Raw genomic sequence first — 15,952 nt, 5'->3', positions numbered from 1 at the left:
ACGGGCTTTTTTGTTCTGTAGGAGCTATACCGGTAACCCATCCTCGGCATCGGGCCGGCTGTACAGGTTAATCCAGACGAGCTGGCGGAAAAAGTTGAACGTATTGCATTCGGCTGGGTCTTCGGGCGTGGCTTTGCCACGGGCATGGCGCGTGAATAGGTCGCGCGCTTCATGGTCGGCCAGCAGGAGCAGACCGCGCAAATACGTGACTTCCGTTTTGGGTAACTCTCCCAGCTCCAATAGGTCGTCGCAGGTGGTTGCTTCGTTGATGTCACGATGGCTAAGGCCAGCGCCGAGCATGCTGTTGGCAATGCGCGCGGCTAGTTCCCAGCGGTATTCGGGCGAGTTGCAGTCAGTGGGCATAAGGGCGGAAGAAGAAGCTTAAAGCAAACAAACCAATCCGTATACGCAACCTAGCTACCATTAGCCGAATGGCGATGGGCTGAAGCACAGCACAAAAATGACCAGCATCACCCAGCCCAGCACTTTGCGGCCAGTGCTCAGCGGGCGCTCGTCAGGAGCCGGCGGGTGAAAAATGCCCGTTACCCGCCCCAGCAACAAGCCAAATACCAGCCACCCCGGATTACCCTGAATGCCCGGTATGGCCAAGGCCACAGCAAGTTGCGCGGCCCACACGCCTAGGGCTAGGAGTAAGCCACGCTGTGGGGTAGGTAAAGCCTTTTGGAACACCAGGAATAAGTAAAGCAAATACGGTACGCTCCAGTAAAGCCAGGTGTCGCGGCTGCTATGAAGGGTGAACAAACCTAGCCCCGCGTAGAAAATGAAGACGATAAACAGCCCTAACGAAATCCGATTGAACCGGCGATAGCCAAGCAGACCGTACAAGATATGCCCTCCATCGAGCTGCCCAATGGGTAGTAAGTTGAGGGCCGTGAAGAACAGAGCCATCAACCCTGCCAGCAGTACCGGGTAATGCATCAGTTCGTTGGGGTGGGGAATGCGCGCTGGGTTAGCTAGCCACTTTTCCAGCAAACTATAAATCAGCGGCCTAGACAAAGCTAGCGTGTCGCCACCGCGGTACACATAGTGCGCGTACTTTGCCCCGTAGAAACGATATTCCGGATGAATCTGAAAAATGTACTCCAGTGGCGGCAAGTGCGTAAAGCCATAGATAAGCACTGGCACCGCCACCAGAAAGCCAGCCAGTGGCCCGGCTAAGCCAATATCAAAAAACTCCTTGCGTGAGAAAATCCGGTCTTTGATGCGGATAACCGCTCCAAACGTGCCGATTGTATTAAACACACCCGTGAAAAAGGGAATGTAAAACGGCAGCGTGGCGCGTACCCGGTAATGGCCAGCCGTGAAGTAGTGTCCAAACTCATGCACCGTGAGCACGCCCAGAAACGGCACCGAAAACCACAGCCCTCTTAGCATTTCCGCCGTGGAAAGCTGAATAGTGAATGGCCACGAGCTAACCTGTCCGAAAAAGGTTCTGCCCGTTATCCACTCCGCGCCAGCAAGCGTAGTGGTGATGAGCGTAACAACAAACAGGAGCAGATGAAGGGCGTAGGTGCGCCAGCGGGATGAGGAAGCAGGTTCCGGCAGGAAATAGTCGGCGTCGTCAGAAGTGAACTCTGGCGCCTCAGGGAGCGGTAGAGGAGAAGGCACGGATGGCAGCGGGAAGAGCTTCGGTAAGCGTAAGGGGTGGAGCCAAGAAAAGCGTATGCAGCCCTAGGCGGCGCGCTGTCTCGATATGTTGGATACTATCTTCAATGAAAAGAGTTTCTTCCGCTTTCCAGTTCATTTCGCGCAATACGTGCCGAAAAATGTCCTCACCGGGTTTGCGCAACCCTACTTCCTGGGAGTAAAACACCCGGTCGAGCGCATCGGCAATACCGTGCGCAAAGCCGTACTGCGTCTTGAGCTGCTGGTTGATGACGTTGATGTGCATGTGATTGGTATTGCTGAGCAGCGCCGTCTCGTGGCCTAGCTCTCGCAACTCCGCAATGAGGGCGAGGCGCTCGGCGGGCACATCCAATAGCATGGCGTTCCAGGCAGCATCGAGCTGGTCGTCGGTAGCTTGCAGGCCATAGCCGCTGCGCAAACCCGCCCGGAACTGTTCGCTGGTCAGCTTACCTGTCTCCAGTAGGTCAAACAGTTCTGCTTGCGCTGCTTGTGTAAAGCCAATGGTGTTGCCTTCACCACTAAGCAACTGCATGGCGTCTAGTGTGCGTTGATAATCGATGTTAATAATAACACCGCCAAAGTCGAAGAGCAGGTTGGGGATCTTCCCGGACATAAGTACAAAGTGTGAGATAAGTGACTGAAGGAGCAAGCGGCCTGCTTAGATTTTCTACGACCGGCGTCCTATCCTTCAATTACTCATCCATTTAGCTATTTAGTTGGAAATTCGCTCGCAAACTTCGTAGTTTGCAGCGCCGAAACCAACCGTCTAGGTTCGTTTTGCACAGGGCCCATAGCTCAATCGGTTAGAGCAACTGACTCATAATCAGTAGGTCCTTGGTTCGATTCCAAGTGGGCCCACTAAAAACCCTGTTTCTGTATTGGAAACAGGGTTTTTTCTTTTAAGGGGTACGTTCAGGGGTACACAGTTTGAAGGACTAACCGTTTTCTTGGCTTTTCAAGAGAAAAGCTAATAAGCTAAGGGGGTAATCTTTTACGCCAATATCATATCTTTGAGTAAGCCCACTGGTTTGTAGTTGCCAGCTCGACCTAGGGTAAAAGCCCAGCATCCTCAAGATCGAGAATGTTGGGCTTTGTTTCTTTACACCGACTTTGCTGTCGTCAGATGTCTGTAGCTTGTGAATGATTAAAAAGCCCGTTTTAGGGTTCACTGGCACGGTGAATGATTCCGTGCCAGTGGTGAGTGTTATTTCGGTTATAGGCTTCAGGAAGAGGGTTTCTGGGGCTTTCTCTTCGGCTTCGGCTTGGCGCTGTTTCTCCAATGCCGCGGCTAAGTTATAGTAGCTGCACATGGCGGTTTACAGGCTAAGAAGTTCGGAATGCGTTAGACCCGATTCATCGAGCAAGTCCGCCAAACGGCTATTGTAGGCGAGTTCCCCGGCAAGGTCACTCGTGCCGAGGCGCAGGGCGCGGGCGGTGCGCTCTTGACTCACACGGTACACGTTGCGAAACCAGCGCTGTAGCTGAGCTACGCAAGTGGTTTGGTATACACTGTCATTCGTGCGCAGGCGCTCCGTGTCGGTGAAGAGGGCAGTGTCTTCAACTAGACTGAGCACATTGTTGCGCATGGCGCGCAAGGTGTCGGCTTTGGCCGCTTCGGCGACTGCCTGAGATTTTGCTTCGGCCTGCTTTTCGAGGAAGCGGCTGAGTGGGCCAGTATAACGGCGTAGGGTAGCGCTAACCTTTGGTGAGGTTGGGGTTGAAACATTGGCTGTGTCACCAGCGGCTTGCTTCGTTACATGATTTTCCATGTAATTTGCGGTATGAATGGGGTTGAGAGACCTCAGCACAGGGCAACCGTGTCACCGGTTGTTCTGGGAAGGGTTAGCCGTGTCACCGGTTAGCCCTTCTTTTTTTGCCCTAAGCGCTGATTGTTCCGTTTGAACACTACAAAGATAGGGGCTTTTCTAAAGTGTAAAAACACTTTGATAAATATTTTTACAAGTGTTTTTACACGTTGTGTAATCAATATATTCCTTACCTTTGTAACACTATGGAAGACAAGCCCAAGCGCACCGGCCGCCCGCCAAAAGACCAAACACGGCACAAGCGCAGTAGAACGCTTTCGTTCACTGATGCTGAGTATGATAAACTGGAAAGGTTAGCTACTGCCGTTGGCTTGGGGCGTAGCGAGTACATTATTGAGAAATTAGGGCTAGATAAAGAGGATTAACCCAAGACTTTAAAAGCCTTTTTCCTACACGTCAGGCTTCGCGGCTAGGCAGCTACAGTATCTTCTTTTAGCTTCAACGAAGAAGAAAATAATCCATTGACTAATTGCTACTTACAGTATAAATACGTTATTCTTGGCCCAACCTTAGCACATGTTGCGCAAGGCTGGGCAGATGCCGAAAAGCCGTGATAGAGTAGGCAACCTTTCATATTGACTATTATGGGATTCTACACGTATCAAGATTCGAATTGGAGTGAGCTTGATGGGGCTAGCAGCGCAGCTTATGACGTAACGCCCCCAGAGAACTGTCAACTAATTAGCCTTGGCTGGCAGAACGAAGGGAATGCTCTTTCGTTTTATGCAACGCAAATCTTTATCACTAATGACGGAGCAAGTGGGTACATACAATTGTACAATGCCGCACTCACTTCGACTAATTATAAGACCTGCTATGTTTTCTATCGTCCTGATGGAGATGATGGCGGCAATCCTGGTGGTATTCCCATAGGAGGTTTCCCTCCCATGAAAAAGACAGTTATACCTGCTCCCAGCAAGAAGGAGTAATCCGCAAAGCAACATATTACAAAGCCCCAGCCTTACCCGCTGGGGCTTTTTGTTTGTCTAAGAAGCGGTGTGTTGTTGTTACAACTTATAACACTTTATAACAACTAATTACAAATTGTTAATTACTGAATAACAGTTACTTGTGAACTTTGCTACATCAGTTGATGTAGCAAAGTCGATAAAGCTTCGTTTATTTGTGTCTAAATAGAAACAGCAACAAAAATAGCCGGTGCCCTGCAAGCAGAACACCGGCTAAGGACTACTGACAGTGCGAAAGCAGCAGCAATGCTGCAAACTTCAACACTACTCCAACAGGCGGTATCCACAGATGCCGACTGTCCCACAAGCGAGCCAGTAGCTTGGCCCACTTATGATTCACACGCTTACCTTTCATTTCGTCAGAAGTTAAGGTGCTCTTCCACCTCACTTCTTGGAACCCCTGGCAGCTTCAGACCTGTCGGGGGTTTCGTCTTTCTAAGACGATGCCGAGGCCGAGGTGGTAACCGTGCTTGTGTTGATGTAAAGATACTGAGATACAGTAAGGCAATAAAGATTAGCCGGGAATTCCCTGGGTTTTTAACTCTTTTGTCCGACTCGTAATTATAGAACATTGTAAGTCAAATAATTAACTTGATTAAATTATCTTCATTGTCTCTACTATTTTTAGCAAAAATTCAGTTATCCACAGGCATTTTGTTGTCTACTTATTCAAACGAGCGAGCTTTATCGTGAGAAGTCATGTCCTTTTGCAGCCATTTTCCCATGTTGCGGCAGGACCTTAGAACTGCTCAACACTTTGTCGCTGTTTAGAGTAACATTGTACCTTAACCAGCATGAAACTACTCTATTTGCTAGCCATCCTAGTAACTGTATCTGTCAATTCTCAAGCCCAAACCCTAGCAGGTTTACCCGTTGGCTCGACCACCAAGAAGGCTTTCATATACAAGTGCGTCGGAGTGTACTATAATTCGGGGATCAACCACCTACACCAGTGCTTGTGCTTTGCAGATGCAGGAGGACTAGAGGATTATGCAGCATGTGTCAAGGCAACGGATTTGATATAGCGTATCATTCATCTTATTATAAAACCACATTATGGATTTTCCGCAGGATCTTAACAAGCTTTATCACTATTCCAGCCCAGCAGGCTTGATGGGTATTGTTCGAAGTAAATCTTTATGGTTTACCAATATTCACTATCAGAATGATATTGAAGAGTATACGTATGCTTATAAATTAACAAAGCAGATAGTTGACTCAGAGTATCAAGGCTTCGGCTATAATGATTATATAAATGGAGCTGTAACGGCAGTGTTCACGTTCTCGCTCTCGGAAAACGATGATCAATTAAGCCAGTGGCGAGGCTATTGCCCTACTGGTGGCTTTTCGTTCTCGTTTGATAGCGAGCAGTTAGAGGAGGTTATAACGGATAATGGCCTCACGCTTCAAAAGTGTATTTATGATAAGCAAGAGCAAATAGCTTATATCAAAGCTAAGATTATCGGCTTCACGCCGGCAGAATGGGCTAAGGCGCTGGAAGAGCACGAACAAGGCAATAGTTCTAGGTACTATAACTGCCACCGTTCCATACGCGAGATGCCCAAAGCCTTAGCACAGGCTGCCGCAATCATGAAGCACGAGAAGTTTGGGGAAGAAGCCGAATGGCGCTTGATTAAAACTTATTTTGATGTCCGGGCTGACATTTTTACGCTTAATGGCAATCAGACCTTGTTCTTCAAGCGGGATACAATAAAGTTTCGAGAGGCTAAAGACATATTAATACCATACGTAGAAATACCACTCGTAAAGAATAAGGAGGCTGACCCACTTAAGCTATCAACCATAGTTGTTGGCCCAGGGCCTAGACAAGATCTCGCATTGCAGTCCTGCACTTACCTAGGTCATGACCTGCATGCTATTACCAAAGTATCTCTTGTTCCGTACAGAAATTGGTAAGTAAAAGCACTAGCGTTAGTGCTGATCAGACTCTCTCCCAAGGCGGGACTTCGAGATTGTACTTAGGCCCGCACCAGCCGGAAAGATATAGTCACATGCTCCAATTGGCCAATCCGTGGAAGTAAGCGCACGAGCAAGGCGCATCGTCTCAATCGATTCGTAGCTTGCGGGCTGTCCCTGCCTATCTCTGGTTTATTTCTTCCCGTGCTCCTATGTCCCGCTCGCTCGACTTGCTGCCCGTTTTCAACGCCCAGCCCGGGGCTACACTGCTGCTATCTCCAGAATGGGTGATCGTGGGCGCCAGCGACGACTACCTAGCCGCCACGCTCACGGAGCGAGACCTGCTCGTGGGGCAGCACATCTTCGACGCCTTCCCCGACAACCCCGAGACGCCCGAGGCTAACGCCGTGGTCAACGTGCGCGCTTCGCTGGAAAGGGTGCTGGCCACCAAGCAGCCGCACGAGATGGCCCCGCAGCACTACGACGTGCCCGACCCGACCTGGCCGGGCCGCTTCGTCGAGCGCTACTGGCAATCGCGCCATACGCCCGTGCTCGATGCCGCGGGGCAGGTGCAGTTCATTATTCAATCCGTGCTGGACATTACCGCCAGCCGCCAGGTCGAGCGGCAGCTACGCGAAAGCGTGGCCGCCGAGCAAGCGGCCCACGCCGTGGCCGAGCAACAGCGCCAACGCTTCCGGGAGGTGCTCACGCAGATGCCCGCCTACATTGCTGTCTACCAAGGGCCCGACCACATCTACCAATTCGTCAACCCCGCCTATCAGAGCCTGTTTCCGCACCGCTCCTTCCTGGGCCGGCCGTTTCGCGAGGGTACCCCGGAGTCCGTCGAGCTGGGGGTCGTGGCCTTGTTTGACCAGGTCTACCAGAGCGGGGAGCCGGTGTACCTGCGCGAAATGGAAGGCTGGTTCGATTTCCACGGCAACGGGCAGCCGGTGCAGGTCTTTCTCAACATCTCCCTGCACCCGTTGCGCAACGTGCAGGGCCACATCGACGGCGTGATGGACTTCACGTACGACGTGAGCCAGCAAGTGCGCGCCCGCCAGCAGGTCGAGCAGTTCAATGCCGAGTTGGAAGCGCGTGTGCAGGAGCGCACCCAGGTAGCCGAGCAGGCGCTGGCCACGGCGGAGCGCGAGCGCACCCTGCTGCAACTCATTCTCGACCAGTCCCCGGTGGCGATAGGGGTCTTTCAGGGGGAGGAGTTGCGCATTACGGCGGCGAACGCGCAAATGGCGACCCTGTGGGGGCGCACCCCCGAGCAGGTAATCGGCCTGCCCTTTATGGACGCGGTACCCGAGCTGCGCGGCCAAGGCTTTGATGAACAAATGCGGCAGGTCCTGCGTACAGAAGTACCCTTTATCGGCACGGAAACCCCGGCGGATGTGCTCCGCGGCGAGCACGTGCAAACCCATTACTACAACTTCGTCTACCAGCCGCTCTACGATGCCGACGGCCAGTTGCTGGGCGCGATTGACGTGGCCGTAGAGGTGACCGAGCAAGTGCTGGCCCGCCAGCAGGCGGACGAGGCGGCCGCGGAGTTGCGCCTGCTCACGGCCCACTCCCCCGCCTTCCTGTTTCGCACCGACGCGGCGGGTAGCCTGGTGTATCTGAACAAAGAGTTTTTCGAGTGGACGGGCCTGGACGCCGCCCGGCTGCGCTCGTTGGATGAAGGCTGGGCGACGGTGCATCCCGGCGACCTAGTGGAGCAACAGCCCAGTTTTGTGGCCGCCGTGCAGGCCGGCCAGCCCTGGTTGAGCACGCCCTACCGCTTCCGCCGGGCTGATGGGCAGTACCGGTGGATGTTAAGCCGCAGCCAACCCCTGTTCGGGACCGAAGGCCAGGTGCTGGGGCATAGTGGCCTCACGTTTGAAGTCCACGAGCAAGTAGCGTTACAGCAGCAGCTCACGCGCACCAACGTGGACCTGGACAACTTCATTTACACGGCCAGCCACGATTTGAAGGCTCCGATCACCAACCTCGAGGGCCTGCTACTGGCCCTGGAGCACGAACTGCCGGAGGCGGGCCGCACCGGGGACGTACCCCTGATGCTGACGCTGATGCAGGACGCCATCGAGCGCTTCCGCCGCACCATCACCCACCTGACCGACCTAAGCCGCCTGCAAAAAGAGCACAATCCCGCCAGCGATGCCGTGGCCGTGGCTCCCGTAGTGGAGGCGGTGCGCCTCGATTTGACGCCGCTGCTGGTTGAAACCCAGGGCCAGCTGACCGTGACCATCCCCGAGGACCTGACCGTGAGGTTTGCCGAGAAGAACCTGCGCTCGGTGGTCTACAACTTGCTCAGCAACGCTTTCAAGTATCGTCACCTCGACCGGGTGCCCGCCGTGCAGCTGCGCAGTTGGCGGGCCACCGACTACGTCGTACTGGAGGTGCAGGACAACGGCCTGGGGCTGGATTTGGCGCAGGACAAGGAGCGGCTCTTTGCCATGTTTCAGCGCCTGCACACCCACGTCGAAGGCACCGGCGTGGGTCTCTACATGGTCAAACGCATCCTGGAAAACGCGGGCGGCCGCATTGAGGTAGACAGCCAACTGGGACAGGGCTCCACTTTCCGGGTTTATTTCCCGCGCTAACCCGGTCCATTCACGCTGCTGATCGTATAGCAGAGCAAATGGCTACAATTCCCTGCGTGCTGTTGGTCGATGATGATCCCACCACCAACTTTCTCAACAAAAAACTCCTGCTACGCCTGGAGGTAACAGGGCCTATTCGTGTGGCCCTGAACGGACAAGAAGCCCTGCACGAGTTAGGGCTACACTGCCAGGAACGATCAGCCGACGAGCCAGTGCTGGTGTTTTTGGATATCAATATGCCCGTAATGGACGGCATTCAGTTTCTGCAGGCCTACCAGCAGTTGCCAGCCGCCGAACAGCGGGCCGTAGTAGTGATGCTTACGACTTCAGTGAGTCCGCAGGACCAGCAGCGAGTGCAGAATTTACCTATTACCGACTACTTAGACAAACCCCTCACCCAAACGAAGGTACAGGCCATCTTGCGGCAGCACTTCGCCGAACAGCCTAGTGCATAAAGGCGCTAAGCAGTGAGCTCCCTATACCTAATTGCATCGAGCTAAGCAGTGATATAGCATGCTGGCATGGCCTTCACTGATTAATAAAGGGCGCGTTAGGCGGGGAGGTGACGCTGGAAGTGCAGTTGAAGTAAATAGTTGATCTTCTCCTCCGTCAGGGGCTTACTCACCAAACCATCAATCTGAAGCTCATCCAAGCGCAGTAGATCCCGACTGTCCATCGTCGTGGTGAGCATCACCACGACTGTCGGCTGCGCCTGAACTTGTCGCAAGGGCTGGTAGGCCTCCAGAAATTCCAGGCCACTCATGCCAGGCATACTCACGTCCAGCAGTAGAAGCGTGGGCGGCATGTTTTCCTGCTGGAGCCAGGTTAGGGCTTCGTCGCCTGACTCGGTAATATGCACCTGTTCGGCCACGTGCAAGCGTTGGAACAGTCGCTCGTTGAGAAAGTTGTTGGTCGGGTCATCATCCACCAGGAGTATGCTGGCAAGTTTTTTCACGTGGCAAAGAATGTCATTTTATTTCTCTTATTTACGGTTCGCACCCGGTAGCAAAATGCTAAAGGTGGTACCCACGCCTACTTCACTGTGCACCGTGATGGTGCCGCCCGCATTGTCCACGATCTTTTTGACCGTATACAGTCCTACGCCGGAACCCTCAACGCCTGGGTGCAAGCGGCGAAAGAGCTTGAACAGATGCCCCTGCTGCGCGGGGGTCAACCCCAAGCCATTGTCCTGCACGCTCAAGTGGATCTGCTGATCCTGACAGGCAACCCGTACGTGCACGGTAGGCGTCCGCTCCGGCACCCGGTACTTCAAGGCGTTGCTTACGAGATTAAAAACAATGCTGCGTAAGCTCTTGGGGGCAACCCGCACCCATGCACACTGCTGCGTGTCAACGAGCACTTGCGCCTGGGCAGCGTCGATCGCTGGCGCTAGGTCCAAACAAACGTCGTTGATCAGTTGCTCGAGCGCAACCTCTTGCGCTTCCTCCACATCTGTCCGTTCTAGCTGCACAATGTGCGTCAAGTGCAGTAAGGTTTGCTGAAAGCGCGCGACGGCGTCGGCCATCAGGTGCAGGACCCGGGCAATCGTTGGCGTCATTAGCAGCGCCGGCGGTAGTTCCTGGTGCAACGCGTGTAACAAGCCTTCCACATTGGCAATAGGCGCTTTCAGATCGTGCGAAGCCGAATACACGAAGCTATCCAGATCGGCATTGCTACGCGTGAGTTGCGCGTTGCTGTTGCGTAAGCGCTCATTGCTGGCAATGAGGTCTTGGTTGAGCGTCGCCAACTCCTCATTCAACGCCTGTACCTGCCGCCGCGCGAGCACTTGCGGGCTCACCTCCAGCGCCACGCAGGCAATGCGGACCACCTGTCCCTGCTCGTTGCGCAAGGGCTCAAAGACAAAGGTGAAGTAGCCGGGCTCGTTTGGCGCATGGTACGCCAGTTGCACGGCAAACTCTTCCACCATAATGGACTGGCCACTCTCCCATACCTGCCGCAGCAAGGCAGGCACCCCTTGGCCGACGAGCTCCGGAAGCACCTCGAAGTAGGGGCGACCTAGCACCTGCTCCCGGGAGCGGCCGAGCAGCCGCTCCATTTGCGGGTTGATGAGTTCAAACACATGCGCTGGTCCCTGCGCCACCCAGATGCCGGCCGGCGCCTGCTGAAAAACGGTTTCGACCAGCCGCTGCTGCGCCTCGTGCTCCTGGCGGGCCCGCACGCGCTCGGTGACGTCCACGGCGAAAACTAAAATTCCTTGCACTTGGCCACGCTCGTCGTGCAAGGGTTGGTAGCGGAAGTCCGCGTAGTAGGGGTCAGCTATTGGCGGCAACGTCACCCAAACCGGCACCTCGCTGCCCACGTGTGGCTGCCCGGTTTGATACACGTGGTCGAGGAGGGCCAGAAAGCCTTGTTCCACCGCTTCCGGTGCTACCTCCCGCACGGTCGCGCCCAGCACCGCCCGGTGGCCATTCAGCCGCTGATGGTGCTCGTTGAAGAATGAAAAGCGGTGCTCCGGCCCGCGCAACGTGGCAATGGCAGCTGGAACATGTCCTAGAATCTGGCTCAGCAGCTGTTGCTGCTCGGCTAGCTCGCGGGTACGGGCCTGCACGCGCGCCTCCAACGCCTGGTTGAGGTGTTCCACCTGACGGCGGGCCTGCACTTGCGCCGTAACCTCCGTGGCCACCACCATCGCCCCGTTAATACGCCCGTCAGCGGCGTACATGGGCACGTACACAAAGTCCCAATAGACGGTTTCGCGCTGCCCGTTGCGGTCATGGTGGGCCTCCATGGCGTGGGCCACGTGGGGCTCGCCCGTCGCCATGACGCCGTCGAGTAGCTCCTCGTAGCCCATGCCCGCTACCTCGGGCAGCGCCTCGAATAGGCCCTTGCCCAGCAGCTGCTCGCGGGTGCGACCCCAAAGGCGAGCCACCGTGGGATTGGCGAGTTCAATGGTGTAGCTAGGGCCGCGGTACACGGCAATTGCGATCGGCGCCTGCTCAAAGACGCGCTCCAACTCGCCGCGCTGGCGCTCGGCTTCGGCCCGGGCCCGCTCAGCGACTTGCACGGCAACCGTCAGTTCCTGGTTCAGGCGCTCGGCTTCGGCCCGGGCGGCCCGCTCCCGCGCCTGACTCGCGCGCAACGCCTGCTCGACGGGCGTGCGCAGATGGTAGTTGGTGTGGGTGAAGTTGACCACCAGCAGGTCCCCGCTCCGCTGAGTTGTCAGCAGGAAGTATCCGTCCGGGCCATCGGCTTGGTAGAGCGTCTCGTTGCGCTGGGCCTCGCCGGTGAGGAATGCCTGGTGGCATTTGGCAAATACGCCATCTTCTACGGCGGTGGGAAACAGCGTGAGCAGAGACGCGGCGGGCACTTCGGGCTGCCGCAGCATCTGCTGGCCGGCGGGGTTCAGGTACACCCAGGCAAAGTCGGTCAAGCGGTTGTCGTCCGCGTAGAGCGGCCGCAGCAGTGCCACGGCCGTGAGCGAGATGTCCAGCAGCGTATCAAGTAGCGCGACCGACCGTTCAGAGGCAAGAGCAGACATAGTAGGTAGAAAACGACCTGCAAAATAAATGCTTCGCTAGACGTAAGAGCAAGTCTTTTATGCTGATTCTGTGAATCCTACCCATTGCTTCTTGCTAGACGTAGGTTAGCAACGTCTTTATAAATCCCGCAATTTCGGGTTTTATAAAGACGTTGTTGATATACCGATAGCCGAGGCTGGTGTTGTACCTCAATAGTATTGCATTCGCCAGCAGCATTTTCAGCATAGATGAAGATATACTCAGTGATCTGAGCCTGCTGCACAATAGTCACGGGCTAGTGAGCCGATAGGCAAGACGGCTGCCTGGTAAGCAAACGCCCCGGAGAGAAATTAGAAAAAAACACGAGTAGTATAAATATTGAATTATCAATATTTATTAACTTTCGCAACGTTCCCCTTCTACTGCCTACCGCTCCTTTTGGCTTGCCCCATGTTGCCCTCTGCTCCCTTGCCGTTCGTCTATTCCACCCGCCCCACCCCGCCGGCCCCTGTGGCTGTGCGCGGGTCCCTGACCGAGCGGCACCACGTTCTGCGCCGCAATCATGTGCAGGTGCTTGGGGCGGGCGCTGGCAAACCCACGCTGCTCTTGTGCCATGGCTTCGGTTGCAATCAGCATATTTGGGGCTATTTGGTTCCGGCGCTGGTGACGCGCTACCAACTGGTCTTGTTTGATCACGTTGGCGCGGGCGAATCGGACGCACAGGCCTACGACCCGCAGAAGTATGCCACCCTGGACGGCTACGCCCGCGATGTCGTCGAGATCTGCCAAGCCTTGGAACTGCGTCAAGTAATCGGCATGGGCCACTCGGTGGGCGCCATGATCACCATGCTGGCCGCGGTGCAGGCCCCCGCCTACTTTGCCAAGCTGATCATGCTGGCGCCTTCGCCTTGCTACCTGAACGAGCCAGATTATTACGGCGGCTTCGAGCGCGAGGATGTGCAGCAGCTGCTCGAGCTGATGCGCACCGACTACCACGGCTGGGCGTCGATGTTCGCCGGGCTACTCATGGGGCCGGCGAACCCCGCGGCGCTGGGTGAGGAACTCGCCCAGTACTTTTGCCAGATGAATGCCGCCTTAGCGCAGGAATTTGCCCGGGTAACGCTGCTCGCCGATAGCCGGGCGGCGTTGAGCCAGGTGTCGGTGCCGGTCTTGCTGGTGCAGTGTCAGCAAGATGCCGTTGCGCCGGCCGAGGTGGGGGCTTACCTGCTCGCGCATTTGCCGCACGCGCAACTCGTCACCCTGGCCGCCACCGGTCACTGCCCGCACCTGAGCGCCCCGCTGGAAACCCTGGCGGTAGTAGAAGCCTTTTTGGCGGGGAAAGGAGCTGAACGGACCCTGACCGCGTAAGCGCTATTCTTCGACGCTTGGCATCAGCAACTGCTGCGCTTGATTTTATGCTTACTCTGAGTAGGAGTGAAGATAAGCTAATGCCTCAGGGAGTTACGGTGCTATCTGCCATCATATACTTATGCCAACGCCTACCTTGCGGTTATCGCAACCGCTTGCGCCCTCATTAGAACAGAAACTGCGGCGTTTTCTCGCCGGCAATCCCTTCGTACAGCAGGTCTCCAGTCTCGTCGCAGACCTGCGCCAGCTCAGCCAACAGCAACTCTGGTTTGAGGACCTCGATTCTGTGCTTCTCGTCTACACCCGGGAAGGCGAACACGTGGGCTATATTGCCGCTGAGTAATTAAGGGGGCTACTACTTCGTCAACACCTAGGGCGGGTAGTCAGATAAACACGCCTAGTTACCAGCTGCTAAGCTGCCGAATCAACTCTGCATGTAGGCGTTATTTCTGCTTTGGGCTTGGATAGTTGGGTTCTATACGCAACGTCCGTCTGCTATGGCGTTGACGAAGAACAGCAAATAGGCATTCACGGAGATACCTTTCTTGGCAGCTTGCCAGCGGATAGCTTCGTCGGTGTCTTTCGTCGAATACAAAACGATCTTGACCATGGTGCGCCGTGCCTCTGGGCGTTACTTCTGCAGTGTACCCAGTTAATGCGGCACGCGCATAAACCGATCTTCAGCGATGTCGCCTAGGAAGGGGATAAGGTACTAATACACCTTGCCTGTCACGGGTGATTTCCAGGTATAACGGTGCTCCAGCTCGCCCTTACTCACAGCCCGAATGATGGGTGCTAGGTAGGCCTGGCGGTTCACGCCCTCGCTTTGCCTGATGAGTTCGTCCAAGTCATCCACAACCTGCTCGGGCAAGATAAGCTTGATCTCTTTCATGCCCCGCTCTAGCAGGCCCGGGCGACGTTTTTTGCTCGTCATATTCGGATCAATAAGTTAGGTAGCCGATTGCTTTAACTGCCACGTATAGGGCCGGCTGATTTCGCCCTTGGCTACAGCCTTCAATACGGGCGCCAAGAACTCCTGCATGGTGGTGTTGCCCTCGTCTTCGCGCCGTTCGTGCAATAAATCGAATACAGCCTGCGGAATACCGATTTTGATATACTGTTCGTGTGCGCCGTCCTTGTTCGTCTTCGTCTTATGGGCCATAAGGTGCGTCAGAGGCGTAAAGAAGTGATAAATAGGATCATGTTATTTCTATAGCAATTTAGCAAGATGTAGCTAATATTCTACCCCGATAGGGTCGAAAAGTTTGGGAAGTTCCTGCTGTTAACCGCTCTGCGCTACACAGTTTGCAGAAAGCGGCGCTGCTTTCCTTAGGCTGCATGCGAGCGTGGGCAAGCTCCCTAATTAGTAGGGAGCTTACTGTGCCAAGCAAAGAAGGGTCTCGGCGCAAAAGTGAGCTGCCAGATCGCAGCGTCACCGTACGCTACTGCCTAGGTATGGTGCTAGGGAAAGGGGAGTGAGTGTTGGGTTTTGTTGGGTTCTGTAGCTAGGCCACTACTATGGTAAAGCATGCCATCAATGGGGGGTTTTGGGGGGGAGTATCGGTAAAATCATCGGGTTTTATCGGGTTCGGTCCTCGTGCGCGCGCGCGTACTGGTCGCGAAAGTCCGGGTGATCTGCGCTCATTCCCTCGCGCGCGCGTATTGGTCCGGAAACTCTCCACGGCTTGGATGCATTGCCTCGCGCGCGTACGCGTATTGGTGTCGAAACTCGTGGCCTAGGTGCCAAAGCGTGTACTTGTGAGCCCCTGCTCACGCGTTGGCAGGGTCAGAATGGAAGGCGACGGTGGGCACTAGGGTCAGGATGCCCCAACCGCAATTGGCGGGCTCGAAGTTGCCGTCTTCGCTGCGCCGGGCGAAGATGTGCTCTACGGAAGGTGCCCGGCCGACGTCGGCAAGAAAGTTCTGGTAGGAAGTAACCCAGCGCGCGCACACAACGATACCGCGGCCACCATAGCGGGCATAGTCCCGGTGGTTGGGATTACGGCACCGGCCCAGCATGTGCCGCCAAGCGCGGTATTCCTTGGTTTCTGTATGCGCGTACGATTCACCGTGCTTGACTTTCCTCTGACGCTTCCGCACTTGCTTATTGTCCATGGGTCGAACTGGTTACTTGCATTTTG

Annotated in this window: 17 protein-coding genes and 1 tRNA gene; 7 read left to right on the top strand and 11 right to left on the bottom strand. The window is 55.2% G+C overall.

The window, feature by feature from the left end; genetic code table 11:
• Nucleotides 1-24: 24 nt before the first annotated feature.
• From SD425_RS18680 to SD425_RS18670, 3 genes are read right to left on the bottom strand one after another with little or no spacing between them, the layout of a single operon-like run.
• Nucleotides 25-363 carry a hypothetical protein gene (locus tag SD425_RS18680; RefSeq protein WP_324671514.1) on the bottom strand — a complete coding sequence of 113 codons (339 nt, stop codon included), beginning with the start codon at nucleotides 361-363 and terminating at the stop codon, nucleotides 25-27.
• Between the two features lie 60 nt (nucleotides 364-423).
• The gene (locus SD425_RS18675; protein WP_324671513.1) at nucleotides 424-1,629 is read right to left on the bottom strand and encodes a site-2 protease family protein; all 1,206 of its coding nucleotides are present in this window, start codon (nucleotides 1,627-1,629) and stop codon (nucleotides 424-426) included.
• Nucleotides 1,604-2,260, bottom strand: coding sequence for an HAD family phosphatase (locus tag SD425_RS18670; RefSeq protein WP_324671512.1), 657 nt, complete (start codon nucleotides 2,258-2,260; stop codon nucleotides 1,604-1,606). The genes SD425_RS18675 and SD425_RS18670 overlap by 26 nt, the downstream gene beginning before the upstream one ends.
• A gap of 171 nt (nucleotides 2,261-2,431) precedes the next feature.
• On the opposite strand from SD425_RS18670, the gene SD425_RS18665 reads away from it, so the two are divergent.
• A tRNA-Ile gene (locus tag SD425_RS18665) sits at nucleotides 2,432-2,505 on the top strand.
• Nucleotides 2,506-2,582: 77 nt separating this feature from the next.
• Here SD425_RS18665 and SD425_RS18660 read toward each other — a convergent pair.
• Both SD425_RS18660 and SD425_RS18655 read right to left on the bottom strand, forming a co-directional pair.
• Nucleotides 2,583-2,957 carry a hypothetical protein gene (locus SD425_RS18660; protein ID WP_324671511.1) on the bottom strand — a complete coding sequence of 125 codons (375 nt, stop codon included), beginning with the start codon at nucleotides 2,955-2,957 and terminating at the stop codon, nucleotides 2,583-2,585.
• A 6-nt stretch (nucleotides 2,958-2,963) separates the two neighbouring features.
• Nucleotides 2,964-3,416 carry a hypothetical protein gene (locus tag SD425_RS18655; RefSeq protein ID WP_324671510.1) on the bottom strand — a complete coding sequence of 151 codons (453 nt, stop codon included), beginning with the start codon at nucleotides 3,414-3,416 and terminating at the stop codon, nucleotides 2,964-2,966.
• 242 nt (nucleotides 3,417-3,658) lie between these two features.
• On the opposite strand from SD425_RS18655, the gene SD425_RS18650 reads away from it, so the two are divergent.
• The 4 genes from SD425_RS18650 (at nucleotide 3,659) to SD425_RS18635 (ending at nucleotide 9,419) form a co-directional block, all read left to right on the top strand.
• Nucleotides 3,659-3,838 carry a hypothetical protein gene (locus tag SD425_RS18650; RefSeq protein ID WP_324671509.1) on the top strand — a complete coding sequence of 60 codons (180 nt, stop codon included), beginning with the start codon at nucleotides 3,659-3,661 and terminating at the stop codon, nucleotides 3,836-3,838.
• Between the two features lie 1,659 nt (nucleotides 3,839-5,497).
• A complete protein-coding gene (locus tag SD425_RS18645; protein ID WP_324671508.1) occupies nucleotides 5,498-6,358 on the top strand; it encodes a DUF2971 domain-containing protein in 861 nt (286 codons plus the stop codon).
• A gap of 212 nt (nucleotides 6,359-6,570) precedes the next feature.
• On the top strand, nucleotides 6,571-8,964 hold the full coding sequence (locus SD425_RS18640; RefSeq protein ID WP_324671506.1) for a PAS domain-containing sensor histidine kinase: 2,394 nt from the start codon (nucleotides 6,571-6,573) through the stop codon (nucleotides 8,962-8,964).
• A 38-nt stretch (nucleotides 8,965-9,002) separates the two neighbouring features.
• On the top strand, nucleotides 9,003-9,419 hold the full coding sequence (locus tag SD425_RS18635) for a response regulator (RefSeq protein ID WP_324671505.1): 417 nt from the start codon (nucleotides 9,003-9,005) through the stop codon (nucleotides 9,417-9,419).
• Between the two features lie 95 nt (nucleotides 9,420-9,514).
• On the opposite strand, the gene SD425_RS18630 is transcribed toward SD425_RS18635, so the two are convergent.
• Together SD425_RS18630 and SD425_RS18625 are read right to left on the bottom strand one after the other, a co-directional pair.
• The gene (locus SD425_RS18630) at nucleotides 9,515-9,919 is read right to left on the bottom strand and encodes a response regulator (protein WP_324671504.1); all 405 of its coding nucleotides are present in this window, start codon (nucleotides 9,917-9,919) and stop codon (nucleotides 9,515-9,517) included.
• Between the two features lie 27 nt (nucleotides 9,920-9,946).
• A complete protein-coding gene (locus SD425_RS18625; RefSeq protein ID WP_324671503.1) occupies nucleotides 9,947-12,463 on the bottom strand; it encodes a PAS domain-containing sensor histidine kinase in 2,517 nt (838 codons plus the stop codon).
• A gap of 448 nt (nucleotides 12,464-12,911) precedes the next feature.
• Between SD425_RS18625 and SD425_RS18620 the strand changes: the two genes are divergently transcribed.
• Nucleotides 12,912-13,811 carry an alpha/beta hydrolase gene (locus SD425_RS18620; RefSeq protein WP_324671502.1) on the top strand — a complete coding sequence of 300 codons (900 nt, stop codon included), beginning with the start codon at nucleotides 12,912-12,914 and terminating at the stop codon, nucleotides 13,809-13,811.
• 121 nt (nucleotides 13,812-13,932) lie between these two features.
• Nucleotides 13,933-14,154 (top strand): hypothetical protein, encoded by a 222-nt coding sequence (locus SD425_RS18615; RefSeq protein ID WP_324671501.1) that lies wholly within the window; start codon nucleotides 13,933-13,935, stop codon nucleotides 14,152-14,154.
• A 132-nt stretch (nucleotides 14,155-14,286) separates the two neighbouring features.
• Here SD425_RS18615 and SD425_RS18610 read toward each other — a convergent pair whose 3' ends face one another.
• From SD425_RS18610 to SD425_RS18595, 4 genes are all read right to left on the bottom strand, one after another.
• The gene (locus tag SD425_RS18610) at nucleotides 14,287-14,421 is read right to left on the bottom strand and encodes a hypothetical protein (RefSeq protein WP_324671500.1); all 135 of its coding nucleotides are present in this window, start codon (nucleotides 14,419-14,421) and stop codon (nucleotides 14,287-14,289) included.
• 102 nt (nucleotides 14,422-14,523) lie between these two features.
• Nucleotides 14,524-14,745 (bottom strand): hypothetical protein, encoded by a 222-nt coding sequence (locus SD425_RS18605; RefSeq protein ID WP_324671499.1) that lies wholly within the window; start codon nucleotides 14,743-14,745, stop codon nucleotides 14,524-14,526.
• A gap of 15 nt (nucleotides 14,746-14,760) precedes the next feature.
• Nucleotides 14,761-14,973 (bottom strand): hypothetical protein, encoded by a 213-nt coding sequence (locus SD425_RS18600; protein ID WP_324671498.1) that lies wholly within the window; start codon nucleotides 14,971-14,973, stop codon nucleotides 14,761-14,763.
• Nucleotides 14,974-15,581: 608 nt separating this feature from the next.
• Entirely contained in the window at nucleotides 15,582-15,926 is a 345-nt protein-coding gene (locus tag SD425_RS18595; protein ID WP_324671497.1) for a hypothetical protein, read from the bottom strand.
• Between the last annotated feature and the right edge of the window lie 26 nt (nucleotides 15,927-15,952).

Origin of the sequence: Hymenobacter sp. GOD-10R, assembly GCF_035609205.1 — a bacterium.
Taxonomy (GTDB): domain Bacteria; phylum Bacteroidota; class Bacteroidia; order Cytophagales; family Hymenobacteraceae; genus Hymenobacter.
Note: the sequence above shows the minus strand (reverse complement) of the source record. Positions and strands in the feature narration are given on the sequence as shown.

Bases quoted from the DNA above. Each gene is read 5' to 3' on its own strand.
- SD425_RS18680 (WP_324671514.1), bottom strand. From the start codon at position 363: ATGCCCACTGACTGCAACTCGCCCGAATACCGCTGGGAACTAGCCGCG.
- SD425_RS18670 (WP_324671512.1), bottom strand. From the start codon at position 2,260: ATGTCCGGGAAGATCCCCAACCTGCTCTTCGACTTTGGCGGTGTTATT.
- SD425_RS18660 (WP_324671511.1), bottom strand. From the start codon at position 2,957: ATGTGCAGCTACTATAACTTAGCCGCGGCATTGGAGAAACAGCGCCAA.
- SD425_RS18655 (WP_324671510.1), bottom strand. From the start codon at position 3,416: ATGGAAAATCATGTAACGAAGCAAGCCGCTGGTGACACAGCCAATGTT.
- SD425_RS18650 (WP_324671509.1), top strand. From the start codon at position 3,659: ATGGAAGACAAGCCCAAGCGCACCGGCCGCCCGCCAAAAGACCAAACA.
- SD425_RS18645 (WP_324671508.1), top strand. From the start codon at position 5,498: ATGGATTTTCCGCAGGATCTTAACAAGCTTTATCACTATTCCAGCCCA.
- SD425_RS18640 (WP_324671506.1), top strand. From the start codon at position 6,571: ATGTCCCGCTCGCTCGACTTGCTGCCCGTTTTCAACGCCCAGCCCGGG.
- SD425_RS18635 (WP_324671505.1), top strand. From the start codon at position 9,003: ATGGCTACAATTCCCTGCGTGCTGTTGGTCGATGATGATCCCACCACC.
- SD425_RS18625 (WP_324671503.1), bottom strand. From the start codon at position 12,463: ATGTCTGCTCTTGCCTCTGAACGGTCGGTCGCGCTACTTGATACGCTG.
- SD425_RS18615 (WP_324671501.1), top strand. From the start codon at position 13,933: ATGCCAACGCCTACCTTGCGGTTATCGCAACCGCTTGCGCCCTCATTA.
- SD425_RS18610 (WP_324671500.1), bottom strand. From the start codon at position 14,421: ATGGTCAAGATCGTTTTGTATTCGACGAAAGACACCGACGAAGCTATC.
- SD425_RS18605 (WP_324671499.1), bottom strand. From the start codon at position 14,745: ATGACGAGCAAAAAACGTCGCCCGGGCCTGCTAGAGCGGGGCATGAAA.
- SD425_RS18600 (WP_324671498.1), bottom strand. From the start codon at position 14,973: ATGGCCCATAAGACGAAGACGAACAAGGACGGCGCACACGAACAGTAT.
- SD425_RS18595 (WP_324671497.1), bottom strand. From the start codon at position 15,926: ATGGACAATAAGCAAGTGCGGAAGCGTCAGAGGAAAGTCAAGCACGGT.